This window comes from Ancylobacter sp. (assembly GCF_965249975.1).
Taxonomy (GTDB): Bacteria; Pseudomonadota; Alphaproteobacteria; order Rhizobiales; family Xanthobacteraceae; genus Ancylobacter.
The window spans coordinates 558,194-576,434 of sequence record NZ_CBDFNE010000004.1 but is presented as its reverse complement, the minus strand read 5'-3'; the positions used below and the strand labels follow the sequence as shown (position 1 = coordinate 576,434).

Annotated in this window: 20 protein-coding genes and 1 pseudogene; 11 read left to right on the top strand and 10 right to left on the bottom strand. The window is 64.6% G+C overall.

Annotated elements, in window-relative coordinates; genetic code table 11:
* The first annotated feature begins 220 nt into the window (after positions 1 to 220).
* From ACP2AH_RS07250 to ACP2AH_RS07210, 9 genes are all read left to right on the top strand, one after another.
* On the top strand, positions 221 to 1,414 hold the full coding sequence (locus ACP2AH_RS07250; protein WP_425105179.1) for a DUF932 domain-containing protein: 1,194 nt from the start codon (positions 221 to 223) through the stop codon (positions 1,412 to 1,414).
* A gap of 183 nt (positions 1,415 to 1,597) precedes the next feature.
* Positions 1,598 to 3,655, top strand: a complete 2,058-nt coding sequence (locus ACP2AH_RS07245) for a ParB/RepB/Spo0J family partition protein (RefSeq protein WP_425105178.1) — start codon at positions 1,598 to 1,600, stop codon at positions 3,653 to 3,655.
* A gap of 69 nt (positions 3,656 to 3,724) precedes the next feature.
* A complete protein-coding gene (locus ACP2AH_RS07240) occupies positions 3,725 to 4,759 on the top strand; it encodes a DUF7146 domain-containing protein (RefSeq protein ID WP_425105177.1) in 1,035 nt (344 codons plus the stop codon).
* A gap of 405 nt (positions 4,760 to 5,164) precedes the next feature.
* A complete protein-coding gene (locus tag ACP2AH_RS07235; RefSeq protein WP_425105176.1) occupies positions 5,165 to 6,091 on the top strand; it encodes a DUF2493 domain-containing protein in 927 nt (308 codons plus the stop codon).
* 84 nt (positions 6,092 to 6,175) lie between these two features.
* A complete protein-coding gene (locus ACP2AH_RS07230) occupies positions 6,176 to 6,430 on the top strand; it encodes a FitA-like ribbon-helix-helix domain-containing protein (RefSeq protein WP_132036189.1) in 255 nt (84 codons plus the stop codon).
* Positions 6,427 to 6,849, top strand: coding sequence for a type II toxin-antitoxin system VapC family toxin (locus ACP2AH_RS07225; protein WP_425105175.1), 423 nt, complete (start codon positions 6,427 to 6,429; stop codon positions 6,847 to 6,849). Before ACP2AH_RS07230 ends, ACP2AH_RS07225 begins: the two co-directional genes overlap by 4 nt.
* Positions 6,850 to 7,088: 239 nt before the next feature.
* Positions 7,089 to 7,256, top strand: a complete 168-nt coding sequence (locus tag ACP2AH_RS07220; protein WP_425105174.1) for a hypothetical protein — start codon at positions 7,089 to 7,091, stop codon at positions 7,254 to 7,256.
* A gap of 129 nt (positions 7,257 to 7,385) precedes the next feature.
* Complete coding sequence (locus ACP2AH_RS07215; protein ID WP_425105173.1) at positions 7,386 to 7,823, top strand: hypothetical protein; 438 nt, start codon at positions 7,386 to 7,388, stop codon at positions 7,821 to 7,823.
* Between the two features lie 631 nt (positions 7,824 to 8,454).
* Positions 8,455 to 8,781 carry a DUF736 domain-containing protein gene (locus ACP2AH_RS07210; protein WP_012172357.1) on the top strand — a complete coding sequence of 109 codons (327 nt, stop codon included), beginning with the start codon at positions 8,455 to 8,457 and terminating at the stop codon, positions 8,779 to 8,781.
* Between the two features lie 54 nt (positions 8,782 to 8,835).
* Here the strand turns inward: ACP2AH_RS07210 and ACP2AH_RS07205 are convergent, their stop codons facing one another.
* The 3 genes from ACP2AH_RS07205 to ACP2AH_RS07195 all read right to left on the bottom strand — a co-directional run bounded on the left by ACP2AH_RS07205 (position 8,836) and on the right by ACP2AH_RS07195 (position 10,581).
* Positions 8,836 to 9,054 (bottom strand): helix-turn-helix domain-containing protein, encoded by a 219-nt coding sequence (locus ACP2AH_RS07205; RefSeq protein WP_425105172.1) that lies wholly within the window; start codon positions 9,052 to 9,054, stop codon positions 8,836 to 8,838.
* 102 nt (positions 9,055 to 9,156) lie between these two features.
* Positions 9,157 to 9,843, bottom strand: coding sequence for a GntR family transcriptional regulator (locus tag ACP2AH_RS07200; RefSeq protein WP_425105171.1), 687 nt, complete (start codon positions 9,841 to 9,843; stop codon positions 9,157 to 9,159).
* Positions 9,844 to 10,581: a maleate cis-trans isomerase family protein gene (locus tag ACP2AH_RS07195; RefSeq protein ID WP_425105170.1), complete on the bottom strand. Its 738-nt coding sequence runs from the start codon at positions 10,579 to 10,581 to the stop codon at positions 9,844 to 9,846. It lies immediately after the preceding gene.
* Between the two features lie 127 nt (positions 10,582 to 10,708).
* Here ACP2AH_RS07195 and ACP2AH_RS07190 point away from each other — a divergent pair, with 127 nt between their 5' ends.
* Positions 10,709 to 11,860 carry a M24 family metallopeptidase gene (locus ACP2AH_RS07190; protein WP_425105169.1) on the top strand — a complete coding sequence of 384 codons (1,152 nt, stop codon included), beginning with the start codon at positions 10,709 to 10,711 and terminating at the stop codon, positions 11,858 to 11,860.
* A 23-nt stretch (positions 11,861 to 11,883) separates the two neighbouring features.
* Positions 11,884 to 12,591: a GntR family transcriptional regulator gene (locus ACP2AH_RS07185; RefSeq protein ID WP_425105168.1), complete on the top strand. Its 708-nt coding sequence runs from the start codon at positions 11,884 to 11,886 to the stop codon at positions 12,589 to 12,591.
* Positions 12,592 to 12,731: 140 nt separating this feature from the next.
* On the opposite strand, the gene ACP2AH_RS07180 is transcribed toward ACP2AH_RS07185, so the two are convergent.
* The 7 genes and pseudogenes from ACP2AH_RS07180 to ACP2AH_RS07150 form a co-directional block, all read right to left on the bottom strand.
* Positions 12,732 to 13,109, bottom strand: coding sequence for a helix-turn-helix domain-containing protein (locus ACP2AH_RS07180; protein WP_425105167.1), 378 nt, complete (start codon positions 13,107 to 13,109; stop codon positions 12,732 to 12,734).
* Positions 13,106 to 13,403, bottom strand: a pseudogene (locus ACP2AH_RS07175) (type II toxin-antitoxin system HigB family toxin). Before ACP2AH_RS07175 ends, ACP2AH_RS07180 begins: the two are co-directional and overlap by 4 nt.
* A gap of 113 nt (positions 13,404 to 13,516) precedes the next feature.
* A complete protein-coding gene (locus ACP2AH_RS07170) occupies positions 13,517 to 14,959 on the bottom strand; it encodes an amidase (protein ID WP_425105166.1) in 1,443 nt (480 codons plus the stop codon).
* Positions 14,956 to 15,180: a hypothetical protein gene (locus ACP2AH_RS07165; protein WP_425105165.1), complete on the bottom strand. Its 225-nt coding sequence runs from the start codon at positions 15,178 to 15,180 to the stop codon at positions 14,956 to 14,958. Before ACP2AH_RS07165 ends, ACP2AH_RS07170 begins: the two co-directional genes overlap by 4 nt.
* Entirely contained in the window at positions 15,177 to 15,995 is an 819-nt protein-coding gene (locus ACP2AH_RS07160) for an ABC transporter permease (RefSeq protein WP_425105164.1), read from the bottom strand. The genes ACP2AH_RS07165 and ACP2AH_RS07160 overlap by 4 nt, the downstream gene beginning before the upstream one ends.
* Positions 15,992 to 17,164 (bottom strand): ABC transporter permease, encoded by a 1,173-nt coding sequence (locus tag ACP2AH_RS07155; protein WP_425105163.1) that lies wholly within the window; start codon positions 17,162 to 17,164, stop codon positions 15,992 to 15,994. The genes ACP2AH_RS07160 and ACP2AH_RS07155 overlap by 4 nt, the downstream gene beginning before the upstream one ends.
* Positions 17,161 to 18,234: an ABC transporter substrate-binding protein gene (locus ACP2AH_RS07150; protein ID WP_425105162.1), complete on the bottom strand. Its 1,074-nt coding sequence runs from the start codon at positions 18,232 to 18,234 to the stop codon at positions 17,161 to 17,163. Before ACP2AH_RS07150 ends, ACP2AH_RS07155 begins: the two co-directional genes overlap by 4 nt.
* Between the last annotated feature and the right edge of the window lie 7 nt (positions 18,235 to 18,241).

Here is an 18,241-nt window from a genome sequence, read left to right as displayed (position 1 = left end):
TTTAATTGGGTATCAATGATTCAAGGCTCCGCATTATTCGGCCTTCATAGCCTGAAGCGGCAACACAGCACGCTGGGTGCGGGTGCTGTCGTATACTCGCGGGGCTCGCAGTGGAAAGCGATGACCGTCGAGTTCACGAGTGAGAGGCCGGACCGGATTTCCGTGACGGTTTGAAGGTCGGGAGAGAGGCTTCCGGCGCCCGTCATGGAGGGTGATCCCCATGAACATGCAGGTTCTGGATGCCGGTCGTGATGTCCGCGCCGGCTATACGGTGGATGTCACGCGCGGCGAGCGGGTCGGGCGCGTGTCGTCGGAATGGTTCTCCCGGCCGGATGACGAGCGCTTCCTGTCGCTCGGCGAACTGGCCGCGATGGTGCGGGGCCGGGCCGATCACAGCCGGTCGCGCCTGGTGGAGACGTCCCGCATCCATGTGGAGGCGAGCCGTTCCAATGCCGAGCGGCTGGCGTTGGTGCTGCCCGGGGCGGATGCGCCCGTCGAGCCCAACCATTGGTCCTTCGGCCAGCTCGCGGCCCAGATCGGGGCGCCGGCCGCGTATCTGCGCCAGCTTCCCGCCGCGCTGGCCGGCATCAATCTGCAATATGGCCTGACCTCGCACCGCGCCGAGCAGATCAAGACGTTTGAAACTGCCAATGGCCGCGTCGAGCTGCGCGCGGTGACCGGCCCCGACTATGGCCGGATCTATGATCACGAGCTGGTCGAGGCGGTGCAGCGCATCGCCGGCAACGGCACCGGCGACACGCGCTGGAAGGTGCCGGGCGTGCTCGACTGGTCGACGGGAATCTACAATCCGCAGGTCGACATCACCAAGGACACGACGACGCTCTACGCCTCCGACCGCGACGTCTTCCTGTTCCTGGTCGACGATCTGAACCCGATCGAGGCCGGGCGGCTGCCCGACGGCTCGCCGGACCTCTATTTCAGGGGCTTCTATTGCTGGAACTCGGAGGTGGGCGCCAAGACGCTCGGCATCGCGAGCTTCTATCTGCGTGCCGTGTGCCAGAACCGTAATCTCTGGGGCGTCGAGGATTTCCAGGAGATCACCATCCGCCACTCCAAATACGCCGCCTCGCGCTTTGCCCATGAGGCGGCGCCGGCACTCACCCGCTTCGCTAATTCCTCGCCGATGCCCTTCGTCAACGGCATCAAGGCGGCACGGGAGAAGATCGTCGCGCGCACCGATGAGGACCGCAGCGACTTCCTGCGCAACCGGGGCTTCACCAGGGCCGAGACCGCCAAAATCATCGACACGGTGCTGGCCGAGGAAGGGCGCAAGCCCGAGAGCATCTTCGACTTCGTGCAGGGCATTACCGCGGTCGCACGCGACAAGCCCCACCAGGATGCGCGGCTCGACTTTGAGGGCCGGGCCAAGAAGCTGCTCGATCGGGCCGCCTGATTTCCGGAAAGCCGGAGATGCGGACATCCGTGTCTCCGGCTTTCCGGCTTTGCGGTTTTCCGTTTGTGCGGATCTGCGGTTCTGCGGCGTCGCCCTCCAGAGTAAGAGGGCGGCGCGGCGCTTCGTGACGGGTTGGAAGGCCGAGAGAGAGGCTCCCGGCCGCCCGTCGCGGAGGTGCCTTCCATGGCGACCAATGTTCAGAAGATCACGCTCTCGCCCTCGCGTGACATCCCCTTCAACAAGCTCCTGCTCAGCCAGTCGAACGTCCGGCGCATCAAGGCCGGGGTCTCGATCGAGGAACTGGCCGAGGATATCGCCCGCCGCGGCCTGCTGCAGGGCCTAAGCGTCCGGCCCGTCGTTGACGACGCCGGCGTCGAGACCGGCATGTTCGAAATCCCGGCCGGCGGGCGCCGCTACCGGGCGCTGGAGTTGCTGGTGAAGCAGAAGCGCCTCGCCAAGACCGCGCCGGTGCCCTGCGTCATCCGGGAGGGCGGCATCGCCGAGGAAGATTCGCTCGCCGAGAATATCCAGCGCGCGCCGCTGCATCCGCTGGACCAGTTCCGCGCCTTCCTCGCCCTGCGCAAGAAGGGACAGTCCGAAGAAGAGATCGCGGCCGCCTTCTTCGTCTCCGTCGGCGTGGTGAAGCAGCGCCTCAAGCTCGCCTCGATCTCGCCGGTGCTGCTGGAGGTCTATGCCGAGGACGGCCTGACGCTCGACCAGCTCATGGCCTTCACCGTGTCCGGCGACCATGCGCGCCAGGAACAGGTCTTCGAGCGGCTGAAGACCTCCTATGACAAGCAGCCCTATGCCATCCGCCGCATGCTGACCGAGGGTGCTGTCCGCGCCTGTGACAAGCGCGCCCAGTTCATCGGCCTCGAGGTCTATGTCGAGGCTGGCGGCATCATCCTGCGCGACCTGTTCCAGGGCGACGACGGCGGCTGGCTGCAGGATGTCGCGCTCGTCGACCGGCTGGTGGCCGAGAAGCTCAAGGCCGAGGCGGATGCCGTCGCTGCCGAGGGATGGAAGTGGGTCGAGATGGCCCCGGACTTCGCTTATGGCCACACCTACGGCCTGCGGCAGCTGCGCGGTGAGACCGTCCTGCTCACCGCCGAAGAGGAGACCTGCCGCGACGCTCTTCAGGCGGAATATGATCGCCTGTCCACGGAATACGCTGAGGCGGACGAGTTGCCAGAGGAGGTCGACGCGCGACTTGGCGAGCTCGAGACGGCGATCGAAGCCTTGGAGACCCGCCCGATCACCTTCGATCCGCTGGAGGTGGCGCGCGCGGGCGCCTTCGTCAGCATTGGCCATGATGGCGCATTGCGCATTGAGCGCGGCTATGTGCGGCCCGAGGACGAACTGCCGGTGGAGCCCGAAGTCGTCGCGGAAGACGCCGGCCCGCATCACATCGCGGCGGCGGTCATGGGTACCGGCGAGGCCGTCACGGCAGACGCGCCCGAGCCCGAGGAGGACGAAGGGCTGTCGGCGCTGTCGGACCGGCTGATGACCGAGCTGACCTCGCATCGCACGCTCGGCCTGCGCCAGGCGCTGGGCGAGCGGCCGGACGTCGCCTTCCTCGCCGCCCTGCATGCCCTGACGCTGAAGAGCTTCTACCGCTACGGCTCGGATAGCTGCCTCGAACTTGACCTGAAGAGCGTGGCGTTCAGCGCGCAGGCGCCAGGGCTGAACGACAGCGCATCGGCCGCGGCGATCCACGCCCGGCATGAGGGCTGGGCCAAGGTTCTGCCCAAGGACTCGGCCGATCTGTGGGAGGCTCTGCGGGACTGGGACAGCGACAGCCGCTCCGGCCTGTTCGCCCATGTGGTGAGCCTGTCGGTGAACGCCGTTCTTGAGGCCTGGAACCGGCGCCCGCGCGCGCTCAACCATGCCGACCAGCTCGCCCGCGCCGTCGACCTCGACATGGCGGCCGCCGGGTGGAAGCCGACCGTGGACAATTTCCTCGGGCGCGTGACCAAGGCCCGCATTCTGCTGGCGGTGAGCGAGGCGAAGGGGGCGCGTGTGGCGGAGCGCATCGCGCACCTGAAGAAGGGCGAAATGGCCCGCGAGGCGGAAGCACTGCTGGCCGATACCGGCTGGCTGCCGGAACCGCTGCGCGGAGCCGAACCCGCCGTTGGCGAAGATACGGCGGCGCAGGACGGCACAACGGCCATGGGCGAAGACGAGAGTCTTGAGGATACTGAAGACACCACGGACATCTCCCCTGCCGTGGCGACGGAGTAACCCTCAACACGATCCTGAACCTCGGCCCGCCGGCTCTGTCGGCGGGCCTTTGTCTTTGAAAAGCTCGCCATGTCCGGGATTGCTCACGATCTGTCGCGCCGGCTCGCCGATCGGGCCGAAGCCGTCTGCCGCCACTATCTCTCCAACGGGCGCCGGGAGGGCCGCTACTGGCTGGTCGGCGATATCAGAAACACGCCCGGCCGCTCGCTCTTTGTCCGGCTCCAGGCATCCGCGAAGGGGCCGGCGGGCAAATGGACCGATGCCGCCACCGGCGAACATGGCGATCTTCTCGACGTCATCCGCGGATCGCTGGGGCTCCTCGACTTCGCAGATGTTGCCAAGGAAGCGCGGACGTTTCTCAGCCTGCCGCATCCCGAACCGGAGCCCTCAGCACCACGTCGCTTTGTCACGCCGGCCCCGTCAGGGTCCGTCGAAGCGGCTCGCCGGTTGTTCGCCATGGCGCAGCCCCTCGCCGGGACCCTTGCAGAGACGTATTTGCGCCGACGCGGCATTACGCTTTTGCACGGAACCGGAAACCTGCGCTTTCATCCACGCTGCTACTACAAGCCTGATGACGGCCCGACCGAGACCTGGCCCGCCATGATCGCCGCCGTCACCGATCTCACCGGCAGGATAACCGGCGTACACCGCACCTGGCTCGCACCCGACGGCTCAGATAAGGCTCCGGTCAATACGCCGCGCAAGGCGATGGGCGATCTGCTCGGGTCTACCGTTCGCATCGGCGGGCCCGACAGCATGATGGCAGCGGGCGAAGGCATCGAGACCATGCTGTCGATCCGGCAGGTTCTGCCCAACATGGCGATGGCGCCCGCGCTCTCGGCCGCGCATCTGGCCGCCATCCTGTTCCCACTGAGGCTGCGGCGGCTCTACATCGTCCGCGACAACGATCCGGCGGGAGACGCCGCGCGGGACATGCTGATGGAACGCGCGAATGCCGAGGGGATCGAAGCCATCCCATTGTCGCCAGTGCTCGGGGACTTCAACGAGGATCTCCAGCGGCTCGGTATTGATGCGCTCCGGACGGGTGTTCGGATGCAACTCGCCCCGGAGGACGTGGCGCGCTTCCTGAGCCTGGTCCCATAGCCGGAACGGGCTGAACCGCGAGACGTGGCTGCCATACCCGCAAGGATGCGTCAGTCACGGCAAGAGGACCGCGCCTTGCGCCTTCGAGAGGGCGATCGGCCGTCAGCCGGGCCGGATCGGCAATGGCTGCCGCCGACGATTTTCCGGCGGCGCAAGTCCACCCCACGCGGCAGGCCGCGCGGGGACCCCGAACCAACGCCTTTCCATCGCGAAGCAAAATCGCCGGCTTATCGCCATCCTCCGCTGGCGCTGCGGCCCTAGGCGCATTTACGGCATGGTCTTGTCCCGAAACCGGTTCCCACTTTCGGGACCATGCCCGCGCTCCGGGTGCAGGTCCGTCCCGCCCGACGGCTTCGTCGCCATGAAGGCCGCCACGGCAGGCGGTCTAAACCGACGGAGCATCCCATGAGCGCGCATGACGACCACGAGCCGCACCACGTGTCATCCCCGACCGACCACCTGATCCAGGAATTGCAGATCCACGGCCATCGTCCTTCCGAGGACGAGCGCGACCAGCGCCCGCCACCGGAGGACCGCCTCATCGAAGGCGCCGTTGCCGACATCTTCGACGCCCTGGTCGCCACGGTCACCGACACCGGCCTCGACCCCGACCTCCCCAATCTCCTCTGGTCGACCGTCAACATGTTCCACCGCGCCGTGGCCCGGATCGAGCAGAAGCTCGACGACAACGAGCAGGCCCAGAAGCAGCTTCAGCGCGAACAGGACGGCTCGGAGGTGAAGTCACTGGAGCTCGAGCGCCGGATCGACATCGGCATGAACCTGATCGGCCGGCGCGATGGCATGGAAGCCTTCCGCGAGGCCGCCGCCAACCGCTACCGTATCGCCACCGGCTCTCCCTGGACACCACGCGCCGGATCAAGGGTCAACCATCGCCACCTCACCGCATCGCTGATCGATAGCCGGGATTTCCTCGCCGCCCGGCGGCGTGCCGATACCGAGGTGCTTGTGCCCGCCGGGCCGAAGATCGCCTTCTCTGGCGGCGACACCGCCGATCACAGGCCGATCTGGGCCAAGCTCGATCAGATCCACGCCAAGCACCCGGACATGGTGCTCCTGCATGGCGGCTCGCCCAAGGGCGCCGAAAAGATCGCGTCCCTCTGGGCCGACAGCCGCAAGGTGCCGCAGGTGGCGTTCAAACCGGACTGGACGAAGCACGCCAAGGCCGCGCCCTTCAAGCGCAACGACCAGATGCTGAACGTCGTGCCGATCGGGGTCGTGATCTTCCCCGGCACCGGCATTCAGGACAATCTGGCCGACAAGGCCCGCAAGATGGGCATTCCGGTCTATCGGTTCGCGTCTGGTGGCGCATAAGCGCTGCCCGACCCGCCATCTTGAATATGATGGCAAATTCCCTATTTTGCTATCAACGCTATCAGCCCTACTGGAGGCGCCATCATGCCAGCCGTGACGATCCGCAACCTCTCCGAGGCGACACACCGCGCCCTCAAGGTGCGCGCGGCACAGCATGGCCGCAGCACCGAAGCCGAGATGCGCGACATTCTTGAGACCGCCGTCCGCCCTGACACGCGCCTCCGGCTCGGCACGGCGCTCGCGGAGCGCAGCCGCCGCCTCGGCCTGACCAATGAGGACATCGACGCCCTCAGCCCGGCGCGCGACAGGACGCCCGCCGAGCCCATGAGCTTCGAATGATCCTTCTCGACACCAATGTCATATCGGAGGCGATGAAGCCGGTCCCCGACGACGCCGTGCGGGCGTGGCTCGACGAGCAGGCGGCCGAGACGCTCTATCTCTCCAGCGTCACCATTGCCGAACTGCTGTTCGGGATCGGTGCGCTGCCTGCGGGCAAGCGCAAAGACCGGCTGACCGAAGCCCTGGATGGGGTGATGGAGCTGTTCGCCGATCGCGTTCTGCCGTTCGATATCGCTGCCGCACGACGCTATGCCGACCTCGCCGTGAAGGCTCGTGCGGCCGGCAAGGGCTTTCCGACGCCCGACGGCTATATCGCCGCAATCGCAGCCTCCCGGGGCTTCACTGTGGCCACGCGCGATACCAGCGCGTTCGACGCCGCCGGTGTGGCGGTCATCAATCCGTGGAACGTGGACCGCTGACGACCTGCCAGCGCGGCAACCTGCCATCACGGTCTCCTGACCGGACGACCACCCCCGCTTCACGACGCTGATCCTTGGGTCCAGCCGATGGCCTGACGCCATCAACCCATTAAGGGTCGGACTACGCTGCGCGTGCCGCCGCTCCGGCTGCGCCTCACGCGGTGATTGCGGCCAACGGCCGGCCCTTTCGGGCGCCTGTCAGCGGGGGATGGACCTCCGCTCGCGCAGGAGCCAGGTCGATGTCCGCCAAGATCGCTCACGCCTTCGCCTTCAGCCTCGCCACCACCCTGATGGCCACCGTCGTCATCTTCCGCGCCGGCGACGGCACGCTCTCTGTCACCCCGGCGGCCGAATATGACGGCGACGAAGCCGCGATCATCCGCGAAATCGACCCCTTCCCATCATGAGCAGGCGAACAGGCGGCTGTGAATGGTGGCCGGTCGCCTCCACACCGAGACTGCTGCCAACTCTGCCCATCGTGCTGGTGTGACTGAGGTGGTGGAGGCGCATCGATCTGATTTTATGGAGCCGCCCCCATGATCTTCATCGGCATTTTCCTCAGCATGGCGACGATCGCATTCCTCTGCTGGCTGCTCTTCACGCTGGCTGTATTCGCGTTGCCGCTGTTTGCGGGCATCACGGCGGGCACATGGGCCTATGGTACCGGTGCCGGATGGCTCGGCGTTGTTGTCGGCCTTGCCGCCGCTCGCCTGACTTACGCCCTCGGCCAGTTCCTGTTCGCGATCGTCCGCCCGATCTGGGCGCGTTTGCTCATCGCCGCCGTGTTCGTCGTGCCGGCCGTGGCGGCAGGCTTCCACGCCACCCATGGCATCGTGAAGCACACCATGCCCTCGCAGACGTGGCAGATGGTGTTTTCGATCATCGGAGCCGGCGTGGTCGGCATCGTCGCCTTTGTGCGCATCACCGGAAGGAAGGCGTTCCGCCCTTCTGACGGACACAGCTCCCCTCCCTGACGCCGCGATAGCCGTTCGGCGCACCAGACAGCGAACGGCATATCGTCCGCGTCACCTGGCTGGGCCGGGAGGGAGCGGAGATCCGGCGCGCCGGCTTCGCCTTCTGATACGGCAAGATTGGTGCGCGTGGAGGACGGCGGCCGCGTCGCAGCCGAAAGACCTCTTGGGGCAGAGCATTCGCTACGTTGGAGGGACGGGGAATGCGCAGCTTGGCCAAGCTCAGGGTATCGTCCGCCGATGCTGACTTGTCGGGTCTCGATATCCGGCGCGAGGCCAAACCGTCTCCCTCATCCATCCGCCCGTGCCCGCTCCAAACGGCCTCTTCAATGGCCTGATCTGGCCGAAGGACGGCTGCGCCTCGAGCACCTATGCCACAACGGCTGGTCCCGACTTTCTTCCCCTACCGACGCCCACCCCGCGCGCTGCGCGGGGACCCCGGATCGCCGTCATTCCTCGCGAAGCAATAAAGTCGCGCCTATGCCGTCCTCCGCTGCGCTGCGGTCGCAATCCTCACCCCATCGCGCGAGCGCGACGGGGTCCCCGAGGCGATGTGGCGTCGCTCGCCTCCGGCCTGCAGATCGCCATCGAGGCCGCAATGGTGCGGGCTCAGAAGACAGGACGGAGACGGAACATGGCCACCATCGGCACCTTCAAGAAGACCGGCACCAACGAGTTCACCGGCGACATAGTCACCCTCGGCGTGCAGGCCCGGGGCGTGCGCATCATCCCCGACACCCGCGCCACCGGCGAGAACGCCCCCAGCCACCGGGTCCTGGTCGGCCGCGCCGAGATCGGGGCCGCCTGGTCCAAGCGCTCCACCGAGGGCCGCGACTATCTGGGCCTCAAGCTCGACGATCCGAGCTTCACCGCCGCCATCTACGCCAACCTCTTCGACGACGAGGACGGCGAGAACTTCTCCCTCATCTGGTCCCGCCCCAACGGGCGCCGCAGCGACTAAGACCTCTCCTGGATCAGGGCCCCGGTCTCATGGCCGGGGTCACACCGGCACCCCTCACTTCTCGTCCCGTGGGAGAACCAACTCGACATGGCTGACATCGAGAGCACGTGCCAGCTCATAAAGCGTGATGATCGTCGGATTGCGTCGGCCGCGTTCGAGACCACTGAGATACTGCTGGCTCAGCCCCGAGCGCTCGGCAACCTGTTCCTGCGTCAGGTCCTTGGCCTGACGCAGGCGGGCGAAATTTCGTCCGACCAGCTTGCGCATATCCATGCGCAGACCGATCGCAATTCCGCCATGCCAAGTTTATCAACTATAATATGTAAACTCATCTGGCCGCATGGGACATCGTCCGTCCGGCCAGAGCTGGCAGCGTCAAACGGCAGTGTGCGCGCTCGCAACACGATGCAGGCCAAAGGCGATGTGGTTGCGCTGGATATAGCCGACTGCCCTGATGTCGCCGGCCCGAAGCGCGCCCGCGATCTCGCTGAGTTCGCTGGCGAGATCAGCGAGTTGCTCTTCGAAGAAGGCTTCGATCACGCTGTACCATATCCTCGACGCCTGGAAGTAATAACGCTCATGGGTTTCACGCAAAGCGTGATTAGCGATGAGTCGGTTCGTGGCGTGATGGAGCTCGTGATTGAGCTGCCAGAACGCCTCCATGTCCCGATGGCCTTTCAGAGCCTCCAGTCGGCCCTGCAGAACCAGGATCGTGGAGAGCGCGCGCGGCACCTCTCCTTCCGCAGGAAACTCTCCCATCATTTCGCTCAGGCGCAACCGAAACGCATAGATATCGTTGAAGGCGTTCGGGTCGACTCCCGTCACCATGGTTCCCACGCCGTTACGGGTCTCGGTGAGCCCATCATATTCCAGCCGCTGCAGCGCCTGGCGCACCGGCGTGCGACTGACTGTGAACTCCTCGGCAAGTTCCTGCTCGCCAAGCAGCATTCCCGGTGGGTAGCGCAGCAGACAGATGCGATCGCGCAAGACCCGATAGATATCCGTCACCTGGCCGCGCGGGGCTCGTATCCTTGAGGTCTCGCTCGTCGCGCCTTCGCTCACTCAATGCTCCCTAAGCAGAATGCCGTAATCATCCCGCCGGTCCGCGACGCCTGCAAGTCGCAGACAGTCCCACATCATCGCCTGATTGCTGGTCACGACCGGTTTGCCGAGCCTGCGCTCGAGCTCCTCGATCACGTCGAGGGAGCGCAGGGCGCCACAGCTGATGAACAGCGCCTCTGCTTCAGGACGATCGACGCTGAGGGCAAAATCCAGAATGGCTTCCGGCGTGACCCTCACCATATCGGCGTCCTTCTCGATGCCCAATCCCTGTATGTGAACGATATCGAAGCCGCGCGCCGTCATGTAGCTGCGCTCAATGGCATCGACCTCAGAGAGGTAGGGGGTGGCGATGGCGATGCGCTGCACCTTCAACGCCTCCAGCGCCCGCATCACCGAGGTGATCAGCGAGGTCGCCCGGGCCGTTGGCTTGCCGCGGTTCAGCTCTGCCAAGACCCGTTCCTCGCCGATGACGACGCTGCCCGAGGTGCAGGCATAGCAGACGACATCAAGCGGCTCGTCGGGCAGTAGGAGGCTAGCGGCATCGGCAATGCCTGACGCCATCGCCGCCAGCGTGTCGACGCTGACGCGGTTCGCCATGGGCGCGCGGGTGAAATGAATGCCCACGCCCTTCGGACGGAGCGTGAACATGTCGTCTTCGATGGTCTGCTCCATCGCCAGCAGTATGAACCCGATCTTTGCCCGGTGATGGCGTCCGGCATCGCTCTTGATCTCACGCACGTTTCCCACTCCATGATGTATGCAGCTTAGATGCGGTCTATTCTGCATATCTGGCATATCGACAGATTGACAAGGCATTTTTCGCCTCATTATCGTTGCACACATCATAGCTGCATACAGGTGGAAAATGACAAGCCCCTTTGAGGTCCGCGTGCATCTCCTTGCCCACTCTCTTGAGAACGCCGGAATTGGGCTCGCCGTCCTCAGCGATCCGGACTCGATCGCCTATTACGGGGGGTACTGGAATTATCTCGGCATGGAGTTCGGACGCCCGACGCTGATGATCGTCGCACCTGGCCAATCACCGGTCATCGTCACGCCGCTGATGGAGTCGGAAATGTGTGCCGCTATGAGCTGGGTCGGCGACATCCGGCCATGGACCGACGGCGGCCGGGAATGGCGGGACCTGCTCATTGGCCTGTTGGGCAGCCCCGCAACGGCCACGCAGATCGGGATCGAAGCGGCCCGGCTACCGAATGTGATCGCCGCAGAGATCAGGGAGCAACTTCCCGCTCGCATCCTGACGGATATTGCTCCGCTGATCGCAGAGCAGCGCATGATCAAGTCTCCGGACGAAATTGCTATCATGCGCCAGGCCGGCGAGATTGCCGTTTCCATGATGGATGCGGCCGCGGACTCGATAGGTCCCGGCGTGCCCGAGTATGAGATCGCACTCGCCGCCATGCAGGCCGGCACGCGCCGTGCCGCATCTCTGCTGCGCGATCCGCAGGACCGCTATGTCTCGCCACTGATCCACAATCTGCAGATCCTGCAATCGGGCACGGACACGTGCATGGTCCATCGCCGCGCCGCCGTGCGACCGCTGGAGCTGGGCGATCCGGTCTATCTGTGCTTCTGCGGCATGGTGAGTTTCCGCAACTACAAGCTCGGCTTCGACCGCCAGTTCTTCGCGGGGGCTGTGAGCGATGAGCAGGCGCGCATCCAGGAAGCCGCTCTGGCCGCCCAGCGCGCGGCACTGGCCACGATCCGCCCCGGCATACGCTGCGAGGCGGTCAATGCCGCGGCGGAAGAGGCCTATGCGGCGGCCGGCTTCTCTCCGGGCTATCGAACCGGCCGCTCGGTCGGCATGTCGCTGCTGGAGGCGCCGGAACTCAAGCGCGGCGAGACGCGGGAGCTGCGTGCCGGCATGACCTTTGCCGTCGATGGCGGCATCACCGTGCCCGGCAAGGGCGGCGGACGGATCGGCGACTCCATCGTCGTGACCGAGGACGGTTTCGACTACCTCACGCCCTATCCCCGCGACCTGATGGTTCTTTGAGGCAGGGAGTCGTGGACGCGAGGATGAAACGTGACGGGGACCGATTTCACCCGGGATCGCGGCCATCAGGATGTCTCGGCGGGGACCGGCGGCATCAGGTCTACCGCGCCCTGAAGACACGGGCGCTCCTCTACAGGTTCCGTCCTGGTCAGCATCTGGCCGTCGTCGAATTGTCGGACCAGTTGAAGGTCAGCAACACGCCCGTTCGCGAAGCGCTCATCCGACTGCATGCCGAAGGCCATATTGCCGCTGTTCCCGCGCGAGGTTTCTTCGCTCGCGAATTGCGTCTGCGCGAAATGCAGGAAATCCACGACCTCCTGCAGATACTCCTCCGACACAGTCTCGAAGTGGTCGCTCGTCAGGCATCATTGCGACCCTTGCCCGAGATGGGACCTCCACCCTTCCCACCCTGCGACCCAAGGACGGCTATTGCGCTGACCCGCCGGACCGAAGCCCTCTTCATCGGCATGAGCGGATGGACGGGCAGCGATGTGATCGAGCGCAACGTGGCCGATCTGTGCGAGCGGACTCATCATGTTCGCCGCTGCGCCTATCGATCATCCGATCTGACCGTGCCGCTGCATGCCTCCCTCGCCGCCCTGACCTCGGCGCTGGCCGACGGAAGAATGGAGGCGGCCGAGGGCGCTCTGAATGATCATTTCCGGGCTTTGGAGGTGGCGCTGCCTGATCTGGTCATGCGCGCACTCGCGACATCCTTGATGCAGAACTAACTCGTGTGATCGGGAATGACATCACCCCGATCGCGTAATGCCCGGAAAGGCGGACATTGTGGATCTCAATGTCTCCACTGATCGGCCCGCCTTCGCAAATCGAGCTTGATGGTACCCGCACCATCCCACTTGGGGACGTCTTACGCCACCAACCTGAAAGGCTGCCCCAGGACATCCGCCAGCATACCCCACTCCTTGCTCAACTTGCCGATCATATCGACGGTCAGGGCTCGCTTGCGGCGCAGGACTTCCGATGCGCGCGGTGCGGAGCCGAACAGCGCAGCAAGATCCTTCTGCGTTCGCCCAGTCGCTTCAAGGAAGACGCGCAGCGCCTCGACGGGATCGGCATCCGGCCGCGGGAAGTGCCGCTCCTCATAGGCCGCGATGAGGTCCGAGAGCACGTCGAAGCGGTCTCCTTCCATTGAATCCGGCTCAGGCTGTTGCTCGAAATAGCGTGTTACTTCAGCCAGCGCCCACTCATAGTCCGCGTCGGTCTTGATCGGTCGAATGTCCATCAAATGGTCTCCGGATCTATGGCGTCATATTCAGCGTGAGTGCCCACGAACTTGATCAACACCCGACGAAATGGATAGGCGACGTGGACGATGAGTCGGAACCTGTTGCAACCGACATCGAAGATCAGGCGGTTGTCCCCTATGAAAATCCACGGCAGTCCCGAAGGTCGCGTTCACGTCCTGAGGGCTGGTCCACGCCGCCTTCGCCACGCGCGCATACCAGAGCACAAGTGACGTCTCAGCTTGCGGCAAGCACTCCCAGAAGAGCTTGAGAGTTCGGCGAGCGATGATCTGCATAGGAGCCTGTAGAAGCTTTCCAAATTGGGAACACGATGTTCTCCCAGATTGGGAAATCCATCGCCGCAGGCGGCATCACTCGGAGTTGGACCGTATCCGTAGTGCACGTATCCCTAATGCGCATAGAGCTCCCGCCGTTCCGACAGCGGAGGCTGCATGCCGGGACCGTCATCCATCTCATCCTTCGGTTCGATCCAGCCGGCCAGACCCACCCGTTCCAGCGCGGCGCCGATCGCCAGGAGCTTCATGTCCCGATGATGCGCACCGATCAGTTGCAACCCGATCGGCAGACCGTCACCGTCCCGACCGATGGGAACGGTCAGTGCCGGATGACCGGTCAGGTTGAACAGGCAGGTGAAGTGCGACAGCGCATTGCCGACAGGCACCGCAACGCCCGCCAGCGTCACCTGCTTCTGATCAAGCTCTGGCGCGACGATCGGCGTCGTCGGCGTCATCAGCACATCGATATCCTTGAGCCGCTCGCTGACCTCGGCCTGCTTCGCAGCGACCAGCCGGAGCGCCTGCACATAATGCTCGGCCAGGATGAACTGGCCCTGAAGCAGCCCCTCACGCACATCTTCGCCATAGAGATCGAATCTGCGCTGGAGATTTGTCCGGTGCCAGGCAAAGGCCTCGACAAGTTGAACGGCCAGGGAGGCCGTGCGCACATGGGTGGCGTCTGGCATCACCACCTCGACAATGTGGGCACCCAGCCGGCGGCATTCCGCAATCAGCTGCTGCACGCGCAATGCAATGTCGGACGCTGCATTCTCGAGATAGGCTCCCCTGGGCACTCCAATGCGCAGCCCATGCAGCGAGTTGCCTGGCTCGGCATGATCGGCGTGCGCTGCCAAGATGGCCTCATCCGCCTCGCGAACGGCCAGGAAAACCTCGGTCGCGTCCCCGCAGTTTCGCGCAAGAATCCCGGCATGATCCAGCGACCAGCAGAAGGGCACCACACCCTTTAGGCTGATCCGCCCGCGCGTTGGCTTGAAGCCGATAAGGCCGCATAGGCTGGCGGGAACGCGCACCGAGCCACCCGTATCGGTGCCGAGGGCAAACATCGCCGTGCGGTTGGCGACCGCAACGGCAGAGCCGCTTGAGGATCCGCCCGCCAGGCGGCCTGGATCATGCGGGTTGGCCGGCGTGCCGAAAATAGGGTTGGCGCCGGTGATTCCGTAGCAGAACTCGTGCAGATTATTCTTTCCCAGAAGGATGGCGCCCGCAGCCTCGAGGCGTTTAAGCGCCCGCGCGTCTCCGAGCGGCCGATAATCATGCATGGCGCGCGAGCCCGCTGTCGTCGGCAGCGTCACAGTGTCAAAGACATCTTTGCAGGAGAAGGGAATGCCGGCCAGACGCCCTAATGCGCCAGCCTGCTCGACCATACCAGCACGCGAGAGCGCATGTTCCGCACCGATCGAAACATAGCTGAGATCGCAACTGTTGCGCGCTTCGGCTCGCGCCAGAAACGCCGCAGTCACCTCTTCCGGCCGCACCTCCCCGGAAATCATCAGCCGTCGCAGCTTGCGCAAGGACAGATGTGTGAGGTCGCTCATTGGCCTGTTTCCTGGAAAGGAGGGATTGCCGGTCCGATGTCGGCGAGATCCTCATCGGCAAGCCTCTGCAAGCCTGCCAGCAGATCGCCCAGGCCACTGACGAGGCCATGCCCCGCCCCATATACCAGCGGCGCCAACGTCTTTGCGGGCCAGTCACGCCCGGCAAGCCGCGCAGCGACGTCGGCCAAAAAGTCGGCATCGAGCCAGTCTTGACTCGTCATCTGCGTGCTCCTGCCGATCGCGCGGAGCGAGCGATAAGCATCGCGCCAAGCATGACGATGGTGACGAGAAGCACCATGAGCGTCGCTGCGGCGAGCACGGCGGGACTCAACTGGTCCCGCACACCCGACCACATCTGCAACGGAATAGTGCGCTGGTCATAGCCAGCCAGGAACAGGGCGATGACCGCTTCATCGAAGGACGTGACAAAGGCGAACAGAGCACCTGAAGCGATACCGGGCGCGATCAGCGGCAAGGTCACCTTGAAAAAGGCGGATAAGGGCGGCGAGCCCAGAATGGACGCCGCGCGCAGCAGGCGCTCGTCAAAGGTGGTGAGCGTGCTGCCCACCGTCACCACCACATAGGGCGCCGCCAGTGCGGTATGGGCCAGGATGATGCCGGTGAAGGACTGAGTGAGCCCCAGCGGCGCCAGGAAGAAATAGATCCCCGTGGCGAACAGGATGACCGGCACCACCAGGGGCGACGCGATGATGACCGCAAACATCTTGCGCGGTCGTGTCGGCAGTCGCCTCAATCCAAGCGCCGCCATCGTGCCGAGAAGGGTTGCCAGCGGTGTGAGGACGGCCGCGATGCCCAGGCTGTTGCGCAGCGCCAGCCGCCACTGCGCGCTTTCCGCAATTTCCCGATACCAGCGCAGCGACCATCCAGCAGGATCAAGCTGGAGCATGGCCGGCGTGAAGGAGAAATACGGCTCCGGATTGAAGGACAGCGGCACGATCACGAGGAGTGGCAGGACAAGGAAGGCCGCGATCAGGCCGCAGAGAAGATAGAACCCGAAACGGGCGAGCCGGTTCATGCGCGCAGCCCTCCGCGTTCGGCGAGGCGCGGCAGCGTCAAAGCGAGGAGCAGAACCGCAAGCAGGAGCAACGTCCCAAGAGCGGCCGCCAAGCCCCAGTTCAGGCTCCTCTGCATGTGGAAAGCGATCTGATTGCTGATGAGCTGACCGGTTCGTCCTCCCACCAGGGCCGGGGTGACGTAATAGCCAAGCGACAGGATGAAGACGAGCAGGCCACCCGCAGCGACACCGGGATAGGTCAGCGGAAGATAGACGCGGGCGAAGGTCCGCGGTGGATACGCTCCCAGGCTTGCAGAGGCGCGCACGTAGGACGTCGGCAGTCCAGCCATCACCGAATAGAGCGGAAGTACGAAGAAGGGCAGCAGCACGTGAACCATGACGATGATGGTCCCCGTCATGTTGTAGATCAGATCGAGACGGCCGGTCTCGCCAATGAGGCCCATAGCGAGGAGCCCTTCATTAATGACACCGCGCCGCTGCAGCAGCACGATCCAGGCTGTGGCGCGCACCAGCAATGAGGTCCAGAACGGCAGCAGCACCAGGAACAGCAGCAGCGCACGTAATGAGGGGCCGGACGCTGCCATGGCATAGGCATAGGGATAGCCGAGCAGCGCACAGATGAGGGTCACCAAGGCGGCGACCCAGGCGGTCCGCAGGAGGAGATCGACATAAAGCCGCCGCGCCTCCTCCTGCCGAACCAGCGCACCATCGGCCGTCACGGTCACATCAAGTGCGTTGAGCAGATACCGCCCCGTCCAGGGCGAGGTCACGCGCGCCAGAATCCGCCAGAGGTCGGGATCGCTCCAGCCTGGATCGATCCGCGCAAGCTGTGTGTCTGGATTCTGTTCCAGCTGTCGCGCGGTGACGTCGATCAGCCTGCGAAGTCCGTTCTGTTCGCGGTTGAGGCGTTGGGCGAGCCGACCGATCTGGTTGGTCGCGCTCGCCTCCCGCAAATCAGCCGAGACCGCTTCAAAGGCCACCTGCCGAACACCTGCTCCGTCCCATTGAGCGAGGGCCTGTCGCGTACGCGGCATGAGATCGGCGATTTCCGGGTCATGGACGCTTCGGAGGAGCATGGTCGCGATGGGCGCCAGGAATGCGATCACGATGAAGGCGACCAGGGGAAGCACGAGCGCCCAGCCGGCGCGGGAGGGCGAGGCCGCGTTCATTGGACCAGCCACGCCGCATAGCGTTCATTGATCGCATCGCCATGAGTGGTCCACCAGGCGGCGTCGAAGGCCAGGGAGTTGCTGAAATTGGCCGGTGCCGTTGGAAGCGTCGCGGCGATCGCCAGCGCGATCAGCGGCTGGGAGGATCGACGCACAGGACCATAGGCGATGTATTTGGTCTGCTCGGCCAGCGGAAAGGTTCCAGTGGCAAAGCGCACGAAATCAAATGCGGTGTTCTTGGCTTGGGTGCCGACGACAACGGCATAGTAATCCGCGTTCCAGATCTGCCGATCCCAGATGATCTTCAGCCGCTTGGCGTCGTCCGAGATCGCCGACTGCACGCGCCCATTATAGGCAGCGGATAGCGCCACCTCGCCATCGGCGAGAAGTTGGATCATCTGCGCCCCGGTCTCCCAGAAGACGGCGTGATCCTTGATCGTGTCCAGCTTGGCAAAGGCACGGTCGAGACCTTGTGGCGTTGCGAGGACACGATAGACCTCGGAGGGCGTCACGCCATCGGCCATCAAAGCCCATTCAAGTATGGCGTGAGGACGCTTCGGCAGTCCGCGGCGGCCCGGAAACCTCTCCAGATCGAAGAAGTCCTCAATCCGATTCGGCTTGGCATCGGGAAAGGCCGGATCGCTGAAGGCCAGCACATTGGACCAGATGACCGTACCGACACCGCACTCATGCAGGGACCCGGCAACGAAGTCCTTGATGGCCGGAACCCCATCGGAGCCTGCCGGCAGTTGCGCCGGATCGACCTTCTCGAACAGTCCGTCGGCGCAGCCACGATCAAGATCCTGCAACTCGACATCAACGATGTCCCAGTTCACCGTGCCCGAACGGACCTGGGCGGTGAGCTCGGCAAGTCCCCCGTTGTAATCGACCGACTTGATCGTCACGCCGGTTCTGGCGGTGAACGGATCGTACTGCGACTTGCTCTGGCTTGCCGTGTATTGGCCGCCGAAGGAAGCGATGGTCAGAGCGTCCGCCGCGCGCGCGGGGCCAGAAGCAATCAGAAGGCAGAGAACGGCTGCGGACGACACTTTCGGGCACGCGATAACCATGGTGAAC

Excerpts from the sequence above, each read along its gene's own strand:
- ACP2AH_RS07210 (WP_012172357.1), top strand. The coding sequence starts at position 8,455 with ATGGCCACCATCGGCACCTTCAAGAAGACCGGCACCAACGAGTTCACC.
- ACP2AH_RS07230 (WP_132036189.1), top strand. The coding sequence starts at position 6,176 with ATGCCAGCCGTGACGATCCGCAACCTCTCCGAGGCGACACACCGCGCC.
- ACP2AH_RS07150 (WP_425105162.1), bottom strand. The coding sequence starts at position 18,234 with ATGGTTATCGCGTGCCCGAAAGTGTCGTCCGCAGCCGTTCTCTGCCTT.
- ACP2AH_RS07155 (WP_425105163.1), bottom strand. The coding sequence starts at position 17,164 with ATGAACGCGGCCTCGCCCTCCCGCGCCGGCTGGGCGCTCGTGCTTCCC.
- ACP2AH_RS07205 (WP_425105172.1), bottom strand. The coding sequence starts at position 9,054 with ATGGATATGCGCAAGCTGGTCGGACGAAATTTCGCCCGCCTGCGTCAG.
- ACP2AH_RS07190 (WP_425105169.1), top strand. The coding sequence starts at position 10,709 with ATGACAAGCCCCTTTGAGGTCCGCGTGCATCTCCTTGCCCACTCTCTT.
- ACP2AH_RS07220 (WP_425105174.1), top strand. The coding sequence starts at position 7,089 with ATGTCCGCCAAGATCGCTCACGCCTTCGCCTTCAGCCTCGCCACCACC.
- ACP2AH_RS07240 (WP_425105177.1), top strand. The coding sequence starts at position 3,725 with ATGTCCGGGATTGCTCACGATCTGTCGCGCCGGCTCGCCGATCGGGCC.
- ACP2AH_RS07170 (WP_425105166.1), bottom strand. The coding sequence starts at position 14,959 with ATGAGCGACCTCACACATCTGTCCTTGCGCAAGCTGCGACGGCTGATG.
- ACP2AH_RS07165 (WP_425105165.1), bottom strand. The coding sequence starts at position 15,180 with ATGACGAGTCAAGACTGGCTCGATGCCGACTTTTTGGCCGACGTCGCT.
- ACP2AH_RS07185 (WP_425105168.1), top strand. The coding sequence starts at position 11,884 with ATGAAACGTGACGGGGACCGATTTCACCCGGGATCGCGGCCATCAGGA.
- ACP2AH_RS07225 (WP_425105175.1), top strand. The coding sequence starts at position 6,427 with ATGATCCTTCTCGACACCAATGTCATATCGGAGGCGATGAAGCCGGTC.
- ACP2AH_RS07215 (WP_425105173.1), top strand. The coding sequence starts at position 7,386 with ATGATCTTCATCGGCATTTTCCTCAGCATGGCGACGATCGCATTCCTC.
- ACP2AH_RS07160 (WP_425105164.1), bottom strand. The coding sequence starts at position 15,995 with ATGAACCGGCTCGCCCGTTTCGGGTTCTATCTTCTCTGCGGCCTGATC.
- ACP2AH_RS07235 (WP_425105176.1), top strand. The coding sequence starts at position 5,165 with ATGAGCGCGCATGACGACCACGAGCCGCACCACGTGTCATCCCCGACC.
- ACP2AH_RS07250 (WP_425105179.1), top strand. The coding sequence starts at position 221 with ATGAACATGCAGGTTCTGGATGCCGGTCGTGATGTCCGCGCCGGCTAT.
- ACP2AH_RS07245 (WP_425105178.1), top strand. The coding sequence starts at position 1,598 with ATGGCGACCAATGTTCAGAAGATCACGCTCTCGCCCTCGCGTGACATC.